Genomic DNA, 13920 nt, shown 5'->3' with positions numbered 1-13920 from the left:
GGCGACAGAGAGGGGTTGCCTGATGGGCGCGAAGGTTGTGAACAAGCTGGCGGTGGCGGGGGCGACGCTGCACTACGAGGTGACCGGATCCGGTCCGATGCTCCTGCTGATCGCGGGCGGCGGGACCGACGCGGCGGTGTACGACGGGATCGTCGGGCAGCTCGCGGCCGAGTACACCGTGGTGGCCTACGACCCGCGCGGCAATTCCAGGAGCCGGTACGACGGTGAGCCCGCCGACGAGCGGATCGAGCAGTCGGCCGAGGACGCGCTCGCGCTGATCGACGAGGTGGCGGGCGGCGAATCGGCGTACGTGCTCGGCAGCAGTTCGGGCGCGATCACCGGGCTCGAGCTGATCACCCGGCACCCAGAGCGGGTGCGGATGCTGGTCGCGCACGAGCCGCCGTGCACCGAGGTGCTGCCGGACGCCGCGGACGCGCGGGCGTTCTTCCAAGACGTATACGACACCTACAAAGCCGAGGGGCTCGCGGCCGCTGAGGTGCTGTTCATGGTCGGCACTGGGATGGACGCCGACGCGATGCCGCCGATGGAGGACCTGCTGCCGGAGTACCGCGAGCTGGCCGAGCGGATGCAGGCCAACGCGGTCAATTTCTACGAGCACAAGCTGCTGCCGTTCACCCGGTACGAGCCCGATCTCGACGCGCTGAAGACGGTCGCGGACCGGATCGTTCCCGCCGCCGGCCTGGAGTCGATCGACCACCTGCCCGGGCGGCCGATCCAGCTGATCGCCGATCACCTCGGCTGGCCGGTGGTCACCTTCCCAGGCGCGCACGCGGGCTACGCCAGTCATCCGGGTCCGTTCGCCACGCACCTCACCGCTCTGCTGAAGGCCGACGCGGTCTGACCAAGGTCACCTGTCCGGGCGCGGGTCTGAGGGGTCCCGCGCCCGGACCGGCTAATTACGGTTGACGCCCGCGCGTGGTGCGGCGTACCGTCCGTCTTCTGCCTTGACAAACCGGCGTGGATCACCCATGCCTTCATAGTGGTGTCCGAACCCCCGGGTCCTGTCGGATTCGGGGCGGTTCTGCGTGCCACTGACCCGGCGGACACCGCTCTCGAGTAGGAGAGGAGGTTGCCGTGGGCGTCTACTGGGCGATCGGCGTACGGTCGTTCCGGCGCTTCTCCACGTACCGGATCGCCACCGCGTCCGGCGCGTTCACCAACACCGTGTTCGGGTTCATCCTGTGCGGTATCTACCTGACCTTGTGGCAGGAGCGGCCCGGCCTCGGCGGGTACGACGTATCCGACGCGCTGACGTTCGTGTGGTTGCAGCAGGGGTTGCTCATGCCGATCGGGATCTTCGGCGCGACCACGACGGTCGAGCTGGGCGAGCGGGTCCGCAGCGGTGAGATCGCCGTCGACCTGTACCGGCCGACGCAGCTGTTGCTGTGGTGGTTGTCCGTCGACTTCGGTCGCGCGATGTTCCAGTTGCTCGTGCGGGGCGTCGCTCCGCTGCTCGTCGGTGCGCTGGTGTTCGACCTCAAGTTCCCTTCCGGTGCGCTCACCTGGTGCGCGGTCGCGGCCGGGCTGGTGTTCGCGATCCTGGTGAGCTTCGGACTTCGTTACCTGGTGGCGTTGTCCGGCTTCTGGATCACCGACTCGCGGGGCATGGAGGCCCTCGCGCTGATGCTGTCGTGTTTCTTCAGCGGCATGATCCTGCCGCTGGTGGTCTTCCCCGGCTGGCTCGGCGAGGTCGCCCGGGCGACACCGTGGGCCGCGACGCTGCAGGTGCCGATCGACATCTGGCTCGGGCGGAATCCCGGCGGGACCGGGGCCGCGCTGGTGTTCCAGCTCGGCTGGATCCTGATCCTGCTGCTGAGCTGTCAGCTCGCCACCCTGGTCGCGACCCGGAAGGTGGTGATCCAAGGTGGTTGAGCGGCTCCGCCTGGCTCCGGCGCAGTACTGGATGCTGGTCGTGATGTGGATCCGGTCGGCGCTGGCGTACCCGGCGTCGTTCCTGCTGATGCTGTTCACCGGGATCATGCTCACGGTCCTGGACTTCGTTGCGATCGTGCTGATGTTCAGCCACATCGACAGCTTCGGCGGGTTCACGCTCGCGCAGATGGCGTTGCTCTACGCAACGGCCTCGATGACGCTGGGGCTGGCCGACCTGGTGATCGGGTCGATCGAGCGGATCGGGCAGCGGATCCGGACCGGGTCGCTGGACGTCTACCTGATCAGGCCGGTGCCGACGTTCGTCCAGACCGCCGCGGACGAGTTCGCGCTGCGCCGGATCGGCCGGCCGTTGCAGGCCGGCATCGTGCTCGGGTTCGCGCTCAGCCGCCTCGAGCTCGACTGGACCGTTGCCAAGGGCCTCATGCTGGTGGTGTCGGTGATCGCCGGGTCGGTCATCTTCGGGGCGATCTTCGTCCTCGGTGCCGCGGTGCAGTTCGTCTCGATCGACTCCGCCGAGCTGGCCAACTCGTTCACGTACGGCGGTCAGACGCTGACGCAGTACCCGCTGTCGGTCTTCGGCAAGGAGATCGTCCGGGCGGTCACGTTCGTCGTACCGCTTGCCTTCGTCAACTACTACCCGGTGCTGTACGTGCTGGGTAAGCCGGCCCCGCTGGGCCTGCCGTCCTGGATCGGCCTGTTGTCGCCGCTGGTCGCCGTCGCGATGGTCGCGCTGGCGTCACTGGCGTGGCGGGGCGGTCTCCGTCGTTACCGCAGTACAGGGAGCTGAGCAGTGGCAGTCATCGAGTTGTCGAACGTGTCCCGCGCGTTCACCGTGGCGACGCGGAACGGGTGGCGCCGTACACGTCGAGAGGTCCGGGCGGTGGACGGTCTGTCGTTCGCCGTCGAGCCGGGGGAGGTGATGGGGTACATCGGTCCGAACGGGGCCGGGAAGTCGACGACGATCAAGATGCTGACCGGGATCCTGGTCCCGTCGAGCGGCTCGATCCGCGTGGCCGGCGTCGATCCGTCCCGCCATCGGCTGAAGTTGGCGAAGCGCATCGGGGTCGTCTTCGGTCAACGGACGACGCTGTGGTGGGACCTGCCGTTGAAGGACTCGTTCGCCGTACTGCAGAAGATGTACGACGTCCCGATGGCCAGGCACCGGGAGAACCTCGCGACCTTCGTGGAACTGCTGGACCTCGGCGACCTGCTCGACGTACCGGTCCGGCAACTGTCGCTGGGGCAGCGGATGCGCGGCGACATCGCGGCCGCCCTCCTCCACGACCCGGAGATCGTCTACCTCGACGAGCCGACGATCGGTCTCGACGTGATCAGCAAGGCCCGGCTCCGCGAGTTCCTGGCCGAGGTCAACGCCGAACGCCGTACCACCGTCATCCTCACCACCCACGACCTCGACGACATCGAGGCCCTCTGCACCCGCGTCATGGTCATCGACCATGGCCACCAGATCTACGACGGCACCCTGGCCGGCCTGCGAGCCGGCCAGTCCGCCCCACGCACCCTCGTCGTCGACCTGGCCACCTCCCTGCCACCCATCGAAATCCACGGCGCCACCGTCACCAAGGTCGACGGCCCCCGCCAGCACCTCACGTTCCCCACCACCACCAGCGCCGCACCCCTTCTCTCCCAAATAGCCGCCAACTACCCCCTGGTCGACGTCTCGGTCGCCGAACCCACCATCGAATCAGTAATTACCCAGCTCTACGCCCCCACCCACTAGGGCGAGGCGTCAGCACGCGATCTCGCCGGACCAGCGGGTGGTGTTCGTACGCGGGTCGGTAGACGAGAAGGTCGTTCAACCGCTCCAGAGCGATCCGCTCCAACTCCGTCAACATCCGATAGGCAGGCGACCCAGAGGCTACAACTCGCAGGAGCCTCGTCCAGGCGCGAGCTGAAGATTGTGGATAAGTTGGCAGGAAGGTGTCGATCTCGGGATCCCTTACAGATAAGGCCATTCCGGCACGACACTGTCCACGGGCCTGGCTAGAGTTGACGGTATGGAGCTCCTGGACGAGCGACCGGTCTGGTCGATGAGCGGCGCCGAGATGCTGACTGCCCTCGACCAGTTGCAGGCCGATCTCATCCGCCGCCAGGTACGCCGCCTCGAACTCCTGGCCGCCCTCGACGCCAACGGCCACGCCCAAGACCTCGGCGCCGGCAACACGATCCACCTGCTGTCCATCCGCCACAACCTCGACCCCGCCGACGTCCGCCGCGATCTCCGCCTCGCCACTGCGCTGCCGAAATACCCGACCGTCACCGCAGCCCTCACCGACGACGCACAACCCGGCCACCCACGGCCCGACGACGACACGCAGGACCCTGCACACGCCGACCGCCAGGCGATGCCGCTGAACACCGCCCAGGCGCAGGCGATCGTGGCCGCGCTAGAAAAAGTGCCCGCATCCGCGCAGGTGCCGGTCGAGGACCTGCGAGTCGCCGAGGATCAGATGGTGAAAGCCGCCGAGTTCCTGGCCCCGGCGAACTGCGCAAACTCGGCGTCGAAGTCCGCAATCGCCTCGACACCGACGGCCCCGAACCCACCGGCGACGAGGACACCTGGTCGCAGGAGGCACTGTGGCTCAAACAAGCCGACCACGGCGTCCGGTTCGGCGGCTACCTCGCCGCCGAGAACGCCGAACTCCTCCAGACCCTGATCTTCGCCGGCGCCAAACCGCACAAGACCCCCGACGGCCACCGTGACCCGCGCCCCCGCGGCAAACGGCAGGCCGACGCCCTGACGGCGATCCTGGCGACCGCGGCAGGTGCCGGCACCGCCGTGCCCGGCCACGGCGACATCAAGCCCCACATCACCGTCACCATCGACCTGGAAGACCTCAAGAGTGGCACCGGCACCGGTCGCCTGATCCACGGCGACACCCTGTCAGCGGCCGCCGTCCGCCGCCTCGCCTGCGACGCCGGCATCATCCCCCTGGTCCTCGGCTCGAACTCCGAACCACTCGATGTCGGCACCGAACACCGCTTCGTCACCCGCGCCATCCGCCACGCCCTGAACGCCCGCGACCACGGCTGCATCGTCTGCGGCGCACCCCCGGCCATCTGCGAGGCCCACCACATCATCCACTGGGCCGACGGCGGCACCACCTGCCTCGACAACTTCGCCCTCCTGAGGCTGTCGCATGAATCGCGTGTCGGGCGGGTGGGGCTGGGGTGGTGCGAAATACTCGGGTGTGGCTGTGAACGTGCGTTGTGGCGATGTGGACCAGCTGATGTTGATGCCGCCTTCTGTGCGGGAGTGGCTGCCTGAGGATCATCTGGCGTTCTTCGTGCTCGACACCGTGGCTGAGCTTGATCTTGCGGAGTTCTTCGCGGCGTATCGGACCGATGGGCGCGGTGGTTCGGTGTATGACCCGTCGATGATGATGGCGGTGTTGCTGTATGCGTACTGCACTGGTGAGCGTTCCTCGCGTCGTGTCGAGCGGCGTTTGGTTGAGGACGTCGCTTACCGGGTGGTCGCGGCGAATCAGCGGCCCGATCACGCCACGATCGCGCGGTTCCGGGCACGTCATCAAGGAGCGATCGCCGGTCTGTTCGGGCAGGTCCTTGGTTTGTGTGTGAAGGCCGGGCTGGTCGATGCCGGTGTGGTCGCGATCGACGGCACGAAGATCGCTGCGAATGCCTCGTTCTTCGCCAACCGCAAACGTGATGCCTTGAGCAAGGAACTCGCAGGGTTTGCCGAGGCCAACGAGTCGCAGGACGCAGCAGGGCTGGCGGGGTCTGCCGGGTTGGCTGAGGCTGCGAAGGCAGCGGCGAGGGCGATTCTGGACGAGGCGGCGGCGGTCGACGAGGCCGAGGACGCCGAGCACGGTGAGTCCCGCGGTGATGAGCTTCCTGCGCAATGGGCAGGTGGCCGGGACCGGCGGGCACGGATCCGGGCCGCGCTGGACGAGCTGGAATCGCAGAAGGCGCGTGACTACGAGACCCGGATGGCCGAGCGGGCGAAGAAGGAGGCCGAGCGCGGCCGGAAACTGACCGGGCCGGCACCCAAGAAGGACACTGCACGGCGGTCGCGTCCCCGGCGGGCCAACACTACCGACCCGCATTCACGGATCATCGCGACCGCCTCGAAGGGCGTGCTGCAGGGCTACAACGCCCAGGCCGCCGCAACCACCGGTCAGATCGTGGTCGCGGCCGAGGCCACCGCAACCACCAACGACCAACCCCACTTCCTGCCCATGGCCACAGCGGTGGCCGAGAACCTCACTGACGCCGGACACGGCGACGGTGTCGGGGCGTTCGTTGCCGACGCCGGCTACTGGACAGCTGCCAACGGCACCACCGGCGTCGGCGCCGAGGTTCTGATCGCGACGAAGAAGTCCTCGTGGCGCAAGGCCGACAAGCCTGACGACGACAAGCTCGCCGTCCTGGCCAAGGTCAACCGTGGTGAGTTGTCACAACGCAAGGCCGGCGAGATCCTCGGTGTCTCCCACACCTGGGTGGGGGACATGACCAAGCGGTACTTCGGAAGCGACGGGCAACGCATCACCCGCAGCGCCGAACCCGAACCCGCCGAATGGATCCCTGTCATCGAACAAGTCGCCCGCGGTGAGATGTCCAAGCGAGCCGCCAGGGACGAGCTCACCGTCTCCGACACCCGGATCAACGCGATGCTCGCCCACGTCCGAGGCGAGGCCACCGACCCGGCGATCGCACGCAAAGCGATGGACAACAAACTCGCCGACCCCGGCAACACCGAGCTCTACAAGAAACGGTCCTCGAGCATCGAGCCCGTCTTCGGCAACATCAAGCACAACCTCCGATTCCGGCGCTTCGCCCGGCGCAGCCTTCCAGCCGTGCACAGCGAATGGCGCCTCATCTGCACCGTCCACAACCTCCTCAAGCTGCAAGCCGCGCCCGCCTGACCGGCGGGGGGGAGCCCCGGACCTCGAACACGGCACCAACCCACGGCCCCGAGGATTCGTGCGACAGCCTCTCCTCTGCAAACGCGACCACATCGCCGACCTGACCATCCAGATAGTCAACGGCCACCCCCACGCCACCCGCCCCACCTGGGCCAACCCCAACCCACCACCGCCACGCCGACAACCACCCCAATCACCACCGCCACCGCCGGAACACCCACCACCCCAGCCATGGGCCGCATAACCACGCCCACCCACCTGACGCCGCCACCCGCTGTGCCGGCACCCCACGACGCGCGCTCGGTCGCCCCGGCCACTCGCTCTATACCATCACTGCCCGGCACCAATACGCCGCGCCGGCACTACCCCGCTACGGGCACTTCCACCATGGGCTCGGCACTCCATGGTGCGGTCAGCGCGCCTCCCGAGGAGACAAACGCCGCCTGTGAGCAGCCCATCGCCCACGACGATCTGTCGGCCTGCTCAACCATCACAGAGTCGCGTGCCGTCGTCCGCAACAGTCAGTGCGAACACGACCTCAGCGGTTGTAGCCGGCCGCGATGGAGCAGGTCGTCAAGGTCGTGACGCTCAATCGGGTGTCTCGACCGGATCACGTGTCTGGGATCGGATCGGGTGAGGCGTCTGCCAGCTCGAGGATGCAGGTGTCGGCCTTCCAGATGGCAGGCTCCGCGGCCGCTTCGACATGACAGGCCGCCCGATCCCTTCGTCGAGCGCCCGGATCGCGGCCCGCAAGGTGCGAGGCATCATCCGGCGAGCCTCAGCCGGCACGCTCTCGTCGTAGAGCCAGCTCTGAGTCCCGCGAAGACATCGGGCAACCGAGCACCGCGGTTCAGGCGAGGTCGGCGGCCATCGAGGGGAAGACCACCTCGGGATCCATGCCATTGGTGTCATCGCCCCACCGCTGAGCCGAGCCCCGGAACTCTTCTCGATCGACAGTCCCCATCCCAGCGCGAATCAGCCGCTGGGCCGCCGCGATCCCGATCTCGACGTACTCCAACTCGTTCACGAAGTAGAAGTCGTGCCGGGCCCCCTCGTCCCGGTGGAACTTCCCGGTGTTCCCGACGTACGCCCAGACATCCTCATCCACCAACGCAGCCACCCACAGTTCCCGCTCCCCGTCCTTCACCAAGTACAGCCGCGTCATCGGGGCCTCTACCGGTTGTAGCCGGCGGCGATGGACAGGACGTCAGCCGGATCCAAAGGCTTGGGGTCTGCGCACCACCCAGCCAGGGCATCCGAGTGATCGTCCTCGTCGAGTGTGCCGACGCCGTCGTCGATCAGGCGCCGAGCCTCGGCCGGTCCGATCTCCTCGTACGTGAACCAGCGATCGATGTAGTAATCGTTGCGCAAGGCATTGTTGTCATGGAACTTGCCGGTGTTGGCAACGTAGGAGTACATCGTCTCGTGCGCCAACGCCGCAACCCACACCAGCCGCTCGTCCCTCTTTGACCGCGTAGAGCTGCATCGGCGTTCAGGCGAGGTCCGCGGCCAGGGAGGCGAAGACGATCTCGGGGTCCATGGCCTCGGTGTCTTCACGCCAGCGCTGGGCCGAGTCCGGGAACTCTTCTGCGTCGACCGTTCCGACTCCGTCGCGGATGCGGCCTTGCGCCTCCGCGATGCCGATTTCGACGTACTCCAGTTCGTTCAAGAAGTAGTAGTCGTGCCGGGCGCCTTCGTTGCGATGGAACTTCCCGGTCTCCGCAACGTACGTCCACACATCCTCATCCACCAACGCCGCCACCCACAGCTCTCGCTCGCCGTCCTTGACCAAGAACAACCGCGTCATCGTGCAACCCCGTTCTGTCGATTCTGAATCGGCTGGTGAGTCAGCCGTGGTGCGGAGCCGGCCGCGCCGTTGCCGGTCTGAACTGCTTCGGAGCGGTGCGCCTGACGTTGCTTACCGTAGCTAATCGCCTGTACTGGCGCGCCGCCGAGCTCCCGCAGTTCGTCGATCCCGGCAGGCTGGGTCATCTGGTCGGACAACGCTATGCACTCCCGGCGCGCCGCATCACGCGTCGCTGGATCCTGACGACGGTCGCGTTCGATCTCGTACAGCGGAGTCGTGCGCTCCTTCACGTCGATGGACTCACCCGAGTGCACCTGAAGCTCGATGCGTTCACCGTGGCTGTGCAGGAAGGTGTGCAATCCCTTGTAGCGGCTGCCATCGACGTACGAATGGTGGGCAGACTCCATCTGCCAGTCCACCCGATCCTTCAGCCGATCGATGGTCCGGACCGCGGCCTCGGTGAGCTCGTCGGGATGTTTCACCGCGGCGGTGTAGCGCAGGACGTCCTCCGGGACCTGCTGAGTGCGGCGGTAATAGTTCTCGAGCGTGGCCAGCTTGCGGGCGAGGGAGTGCGGTGACTTCACCCGGTTCGCGAGGTGGTACGGCGCTGCCGTGTCGCCGATGGACGTGATCATCGCCTCGGTGATCCGTTCCTCGACGGCGGCGGCTTTGGTCAGCAGCTGAAGGCTCTCAGTGGCCTTGCGTACGCCGTACTCGGCGGCGAGCTCCACCTTGGACGGGATCGGGTCACCCCAGTCGAGCGGGCGCCGCGCGGAGAGCCGGGCGTGCAGATCCGCTGGTTCGGGCAGGTCGTTCAGACCGGTTGGCATCTCTCTCCCCAGGTCGTTCGGTCTTTTTGACCGTAGACAAGTGGAGGGAGGCTGTGGGGCGGATTCTGGGATTTGTGGATAACTCGGGTGGGTTACGAATGGGGGTGGGGGTGTGACTTGGGGGTGGTGGGGTCGTTGAAATGCGGGTAGGGACCCAACCGGAACCGGGATTCGGGGGTAGACAGGGTATGCCGACGATGACGGATGAGCCTGCGATGGCGGCGGTGGGTCCGCCGGCGGACGGGGCTGGGTTCGTCGAGTGGGTGCGGCCGCATCTAACCGCGATGGCCCGGTTGGCCGGGCGGCTCGCGGTGGGGGCGGACCGGGACGACATCGTGCAGGAGTCGCTCGCGCGGGCATGGTCGAAGCGGGGGCAGTACGACGCCACCCGCGGGACCGCGTCGGCCTGGTTGCTCGCGATCACCGCGGACCAGGCCCGGAAGGCGGCCCGGCGGCTGCGGCCGGCCGGCGAGTTCGACGAGCACGAGGGCCCGGTGTCGCGGCCGGATCTGGACGCCCGGATGGACGTCGACCACGCGCTCACCTCCTTGTCGGCACGACAGCGCCTCGCCGTGGACTGCTACTACTTCGCCGACCTGTCGATCGCCGACACGGCCGCGGTGATGGGCTGCTCCGAAGGCACCGTCAAGTCCACCCTGTCCGACGCGCGGGCCCGCCTGCGCACCCTGCTGGAGGTCAGCGAATGAACCCGACCGACGAGGTCGACGACCTGCTGACGCGAGCCGGCGCGCGCTGGCGCGCGGACCAGCCGTCACCTCCCGAGCCCGACCTGGACCACATCCTCGGCGGCGGCCGCCGCCCCCGCCGCTGGGTTCCCGCCCTCGCCGCCGCGTCCGTCGCGGCGATCGCCGCCGCCGCACTGACCGTCCTCCCGGACGGTGGCAAGCAGCCGGCGCCCCCCAACGGCACCTCCCAGTCGTTCGCTCAAGGCAACAAGGCGCCGTACGACGATCTCCTCGTCCGCGACGGCGACCAGGTGACCGCGACCGGCCGGGTGATCGTCGCGCCCGGCCGGGAGCCGGTCTTCTGTGCGCGGCTGCCGATGACCGACATCGGCTTCACGGGCGGCAAGGAGCCCGCACCGACCTGCGAACCGCAGTACGCGGTGACGCTGAAGGACCTCGACCCGGCCAGGCTCGCCGATGCCAAGACGATCGAGGGTGTCCGGATCGGGTACGCCGTACTGATCGGCACCTGGACCGGCCGGACGATCGACGTCCGGGATCAGACGGTGCCGACGCACTCGCCCACGGCGCCGCAGATCCCGCCGGACCAGGTGCCGTGTCCGGCGCCGGCGGGCGGCTGGAAGACCGCGCCGAACAACTACGACAAGGTCGCGATCAGCAGGTTCCTCGAGACCCGCCAGGACCAGGCCACCGATCCGCGCGTGCAGTACCCGAAGGGCCAGGGACCCGGCGCGCCCGAGGTCTATACCATCGGCGTCGCGCACGGTGATCTCGCCACCTTCCGCAACGCCTTCGAGAAGGTGTACGGCGGCAACCTGTGCGTGCATCAGGTCAAGTTCAGCGAGGCCGAGCTCATGCAGCGCGCGACGGCGGTCGGCAACCTGATCCCGAAGGGAGTCGGGGTGTACATGGGCGGCGGCTCATTCGAGGAAGACAAGGTGGGCGTCTCGGCCCTCGTGTACGACGAGGCGCTGAAGACCGCCCTGACGCCGATCGGCCTGGACGACCTCAAGCTCGAGGTCGCTGTGAAGCCGGTGCGCTGAGGCGACCACCGCGCTCAGACCGTAGGGACGTTGTCCCTGTCGTGGATGAAGTCGACCAGGAGACGGGCGGTGGCCGCGGGCTGGTCGATGGCGGGGGAGTGACCGGCGTCGGGCACGCTCTGGGGCTCCACGCCGAGAGCCTCGGCCATCGCGCGTTGCGTCGTGATCGGCCAGCCGTCGTCGGAGGCGCCGTACAGGACCTGGGTACGGACGCCGGCCTTGGCCAGCCGGTCGGTCTTGTCCTCGGCATCGGTCAGGCGCCGGGTGATCTCCGCGAGGCTGACCGGGACGTTGCTGGTGAAGCGCTTCCGCAGGAACGCCGCGATGTCTTCCGGCGGAGCGACGTACCCAGGGTTCTTGACGTCGTGCTGGAGCTTCAGGTCGTAGACCTGCTCGATCGGCAGGTTGTCGAGCCCGAAGGCGAGCATCTGCAGACCCTGCAGCGTCTCTTCGTCCGTGAACGCGGCCGGCCCCGAGCACAGCAACGTGATCGTCGAGAACACCGACGGATCGGTCAGCACCGCCTCCCGCGCGACCAGCCCGCCGAACGAGTGCCCGACCAGCTGGCTGTAGCCGCCCAGCGCCTTGCTCATCGCCACCACGTCGGCACCGAGCTCCGCCAGTGTGTACGCCGAGGGGTCGGCCGGCCCGGCGGTTTCGTACTGACCGCGCAGGTCCACCGCCACAGTGCGCCACCCGTAGCGGCACAGGTGGTCCACCAGCGGAGTGAAGTCCTCCTTGCTGCCGGTCCACCCCGGCACGAGCAGCACCGTGCCGAGCGGCGTACCGATCTGCGGCACCGCCATCAGCGTGGCGAACGAGCCACGATCGGTCTCGAGGGTCGCGGGGTGCACCCCGTCGGGCAGCGTCAACGTGCGCGGCGTACTCACAAGTAAAGAGAGTATCCACTCTGCCCGCCCGTTGTTGCGCACGGGGTACGGGGCGCGCGGGCCCCGGTGCGGCACAATGGCGGCGTGCCTCGCACCCTTGCGGTTGCCAATCAGAAAGGCGGCGTGGCCAAGACGACCACCGTCGCGACGCTCGGCGCTGCCCTGGCCGAGCTGGGTCAACGGGTGCTGCTGGTCGATCTCGACCCGCAGGCGTGCCTGACGTTCTCGGTCGGCATCGACCCCGAGGACCTGGAGAAGTCGATCCATCACGTCATGCTCGGCGGTGTGACGGCGCAGGAGGTGCTGATCGAGTTCGAGGACGCGCCCGACCTGCTGCCGGCGACGATCGAGCTGGCCACCATGGAGGTGCGGCTCGCTCAGGAGGGTGGCCCGGAGCAGGTACTGCGGACCGCGTTGCGCCCGCTGCTGGCGTCGTACGACTGGATCATCGTGGACTGCCCGCCAACCCTGGGGCTGCTGACTGTGAACGGGTTGTCGGCGGCGTCCGATGTCCTGATTCCCTTGCAGTGCGAGACGTTGGCACATCGTGGCGTAGGGCAACTACTTGACACGATTCACGACGTCCAGGTGCTGACGAACCCGGAGCTGCACGTGCTCGGGGTGCTGCCGACGTTGTACGACGGCCGAACGATCCATGCCCGGGCGGTGCTGGAGACGATCGCGGACACGTATTCTCTGGACGTGCTGGAGCCGGCGATCCCGAAGTCGATCCGGTTCGCGGAGGCGCCGGCAGTCGGGGAGACCATTCTCAGCACGGCGCCGGCCTCGCCCGGTGCGAAGGCCTACCGGGCGTTGGCCGCCGCGCTGCTCTGAGCTACTGCGCGCTGTCCGGAGTCGGCGGGAGGGCGGCAGGCTGACGGCGGATCCGGTGCCGGAACCGCCACAGCGGTACGCCGATCAGCGCGAGCAGCACCAGGAACGGGAGGACCGCCCCGAGCGCGGTCGCCAGCGCGGAGAATACGGCGGTGAACGCGTTCCAGCCACCCTTCAGACCCGCCAGGAAGCCGCGGTCCGAGTCCTCTGCCGGTGCCGGCGGCTGACCCTTCGCGGTGACGGTCAGCGTGAGGGTGGCGAGATCGGTCTGCAGGGCGAGGTTCTTCTGTTTCGCCAGCAGGGATTCGAGGTCCGACTCGCGCCGGGTGAGTTCGCTCTCGACCGAGACGATCTCGCCGATGGTGTTCGCCTTCGCCATCAAGGCGCGCATCCGGTCGAGGCTGGCGCGCTGGGTCTCGATCCGGCTGGCCACGTCGACCACCTGCTCGGTGACGTCGCTGGACTCCTGGTGGATCTGCAGCTGCTTGCCCAGGTCGGACAGTCGCTGGATCGCGGCGTCGTACGACTTCGTCGGCACCTTGAGCACGAGGTTGGCCTGGGTGATCTTGCCGTCGGCGTCGCTGCCGGTGTCCTCGGACGCTACCTGCCCGTCGAGGCCGGCGATCGCGGTGATCGCCTTCTGCCGGGTGGCGGCGACGTCGTCCGACTCGACGGTGAGCGAACCGGTCTTGATGATCGCGCGCGTGATGGTCGGCTGGGTCTGGGCCGGTGGCTGCCCGGGAACCTGAGGTTCCGCGTTCGATGACTTGCCGTCGGCCGCCGTACCGGAGTCCTGCTTCTGGACCGGCGCCGCTTCGCTCGTGCCGGCGCTGTCGTTGCCACTGGCCCCACACCCCGCCAGCAGCGCCAACCCCAACGCCGCCATCACCACACCGCTGATCGGCCTCATCACCCTTGCCCCTCTCTGGTGGTTTCCGTCCTAGGACGGTCCCCGAGGGGCAGGGTGTTGCAGGCTCAGCTCACCATTCGG

The 13920-nt window shown here is 68.0% G+C and carries 15 protein-coding genes; 9 read left to right on the top strand and 6 right to left on the bottom strand.

The genetic code is table 11. The features are described from left to right. The first annotated feature begins 22 nt into the window (after window positions 1–22). The 6 genes from OG558_RS01705 (at window position 23) to OG558_RS01680 (ending at window position 6818) form a co-directional block, all read left to right on the top strand. Window positions 23–862 carry an alpha/beta fold hydrolase gene (locus tag OG558_RS01705; RefSeq protein WP_405068626.1) on the top strand — a complete coding sequence of 280 codons (840 nt, stop codon included), beginning with the start codon at window positions 23–25 and terminating at the stop codon, window positions 860–862. A gap of 233 nt (window positions 863–1095) precedes the next feature. Further along, window positions 1096–1893, top strand: a complete 798-nt coding sequence (locus OG558_RS01700; protein ID WP_405068625.1) for an ABC transporter permease — start codon at window positions 1096–1098, stop codon at window positions 1891–1893. Continuing rightward, window positions 1886–2701, top strand: a complete 816-nt coding sequence (locus OG558_RS01695; protein ID WP_329481065.1) for an ABC transporter permease — start codon at window positions 1886–1888, stop codon at window positions 2699–2701. Before OG558_RS01700 ends, OG558_RS01695 begins: the two co-directional genes overlap by 8 nt. Before the next feature lie 3 nt (window positions 2702–2704). Next, the gene (locus OG558_RS01690) at window positions 2705–3655 is read left to right on the top strand and encodes an ATP-binding cassette domain-containing protein (protein ID WP_405068624.1); all 951 of its coding nucleotides are present in this window, start codon (window positions 2705–2707) and stop codon (window positions 3653–3655) included. 303 nt (window positions 3656–3958) lie between these two features. Further along, complete coding sequence (locus OG558_RS01685; protein ID WP_405072099.1) at window positions 3959–5203, top strand: DUF222 domain-containing protein; 1245 nt, start codon at window positions 3959–3961, stop codon at window positions 5201–5203. Further along, window positions 5172–6818 carry a transposase gene (locus OG558_RS01680; RefSeq protein ID WP_405068623.1) on the top strand — a complete coding sequence of 549 codons (1647 nt, stop codon included), beginning with the start codon at window positions 5172–5174 and terminating at the stop codon, window positions 6816–6818. Before OG558_RS01685 ends, OG558_RS01680 begins: the two co-directional genes overlap by 32 nt. Window positions 6819–7668: 850 nt before the next feature. Here the strand turns inward: OG558_RS01680 and OG558_RS01675 are convergent. Genes OG558_RS01675 through OG558_RS01660 form a run of 4 tightly spaced genes read right to left on the bottom strand, consistent with a single transcriptional unit; the run spans window position 7669 to window position 9455 of the window. Continuing rightward, window positions 7669–7983 carry a hypothetical protein gene (locus OG558_RS01675; RefSeq protein ID WP_405068622.1) on the bottom strand — a complete coding sequence of 105 codons (315 nt, stop codon included), beginning with the start codon at window positions 7981–7983 and terminating at the stop codon, window positions 7669–7671. An 8-nt stretch (window positions 7984–7991) separates the two neighbouring features. Then, window positions 7992–8267, bottom strand: a complete 276-nt coding sequence (locus OG558_RS01670) for a hypothetical protein (RefSeq protein ID WP_405068621.1) — start codon at window positions 8265–8267, stop codon at window positions 7992–7994. Between the two features lie 43 nt (window positions 8268–8310). After that, a complete protein-coding gene (locus OG558_RS01665) occupies window positions 8311–8625 on the bottom strand; it encodes a hypothetical protein (RefSeq protein WP_329481055.1) in 315 nt (104 codons plus the stop codon). Then, window positions 8622–9455, bottom strand: a complete 834-nt coding sequence (locus OG558_RS01660) for a hypothetical protein (RefSeq protein WP_405068620.1) — start codon at window positions 9453–9455, stop codon at window positions 8622–8624. The genes OG558_RS01665 and OG558_RS01660 overlap by 4 nt, the downstream gene beginning before the upstream one ends. Before the next feature lie 197 nt (window positions 9456–9652). On the opposite strand from OG558_RS01660, the gene OG558_RS01655 reads away from it, so the two are divergent. Both OG558_RS01655 and OG558_RS01650 read left to right on the top strand, forming a co-directional pair. Further along, window positions 9653–10162 carry an RNA polymerase sigma factor gene (locus OG558_RS01655; RefSeq protein ID WP_405068619.1) on the top strand — a complete coding sequence of 170 codons (510 nt, stop codon included), beginning with the start codon at window positions 9653–9655 and terminating at the stop codon, window positions 10160–10162. Further along, a complete protein-coding gene (locus OG558_RS01650) occupies window positions 10159–11205 on the top strand; it encodes a hypothetical protein (protein WP_405068618.1) in 1047 nt (348 codons plus the stop codon). Before OG558_RS01655 ends, OG558_RS01650 begins: the two co-directional genes overlap by 4 nt. Window positions 11206–11219: 14 nt before the next feature. Here OG558_RS01650 and OG558_RS01645 read toward each other — a convergent pair whose 3' ends face one another. Then, window positions 11220–12095 carry an alpha/beta fold hydrolase gene (locus OG558_RS01645; RefSeq protein ID WP_405068617.1) on the bottom strand — a complete coding sequence of 292 codons (876 nt, stop codon included), beginning with the start codon at window positions 12093–12095 and terminating at the stop codon, window positions 11220–11222. Window positions 12096–12179: 84 nt separating this feature from the next. On the opposite strand from OG558_RS01645, the gene OG558_RS01640 reads away from it, so the two are divergent. Continuing rightward, window positions 12180–12929 (top strand): AAA family ATPase, encoded by a 750-nt coding sequence (locus tag OG558_RS01640; protein WP_329481042.1) that lies wholly within the window; start codon window positions 12180–12182, stop codon window positions 12927–12929. A 1-nt stretch (window position 12930) separates the two neighbouring features. Here OG558_RS01640 and OG558_RS01635 read toward each other — a convergent pair whose 3' ends face one another. Further along, complete coding sequence (locus tag OG558_RS01635; RefSeq protein WP_405068616.1) at window positions 12931–13839, bottom strand: DUF4349 domain-containing protein; 909 nt, start codon at window positions 13837–13839, stop codon at window positions 12931–12933. Window positions 13840–13920 lie beyond the last annotated feature (81 nt).

The sequence above is a fragment of the Kribbella sp. NBC_01510 genome (genome assembly GCF_045040325.1).
Lineage (GTDB): Bacteria > Actinomycetota > Actinomycetes > Propionibacteriales > Kribbellaceae > Kribbella.
Note: the sequence above shows the minus strand (reverse complement) of the source record. Positions and strands in the feature narration are given on the sequence as shown.

What these genes read in the sequence shown, in the direction of transcription:
- OG558_RS01705 (WP_405068626.1), top strand. Translation starts at nt 23, where the DNA reads ATGGGCGCGAAGGTTGTGAACAAGCTGGCGGTGGCGGGGGCGACGCTG.
- OG558_RS01680 (WP_405068623.1), top strand. Translation starts at nt 5,172, where the DNA reads ATGCCGCCTTCTGTGCGGGAGTGGCTGCCTGAGGATCATCTGGCGTTC.
- OG558_RS01675 (WP_405068622.1), bottom strand. Translation starts at nt 7,983, where the DNA reads ATGACGCGGCTGTACTTGGTGAAGGACGGGGAGCGGGAACTGTGGGTG.
- OG558_RS01665 (WP_329481055.1), bottom strand. Translation starts at nt 8,625, where the DNA reads ATGACGCGGTTGTTCTTGGTCAAGGACGGCGAGCGAGAGCTGTGGGTG.
- OG558_RS01660 (WP_405068620.1), bottom strand. Translation starts at nt 9,455, where the DNA reads ATGCCAACCGGTCTGAACGACCTGCCCGAACCAGCGGATCTGCACGCC.
- OG558_RS01655 (WP_405068619.1), top strand. Translation starts at nt 9,653, where the DNA reads ATGACGGATGAGCCTGCGATGGCGGCGGTGGGTCCGCCGGCGGACGGG.
- OG558_RS01650 (WP_405068618.1), top strand. Translation starts at nt 10,159, where the DNA reads ATGAACCCGACCGACGAGGTCGACGACCTGCTGACGCGAGCCGGCGCG.
- OG558_RS01635 (WP_405068616.1), bottom strand. Translation starts at nt 13,839, where the DNA reads ATGAGGCCGATCAGCGGTGTGGTGATGGCGGCGTTGGGGTTGGCGCTG.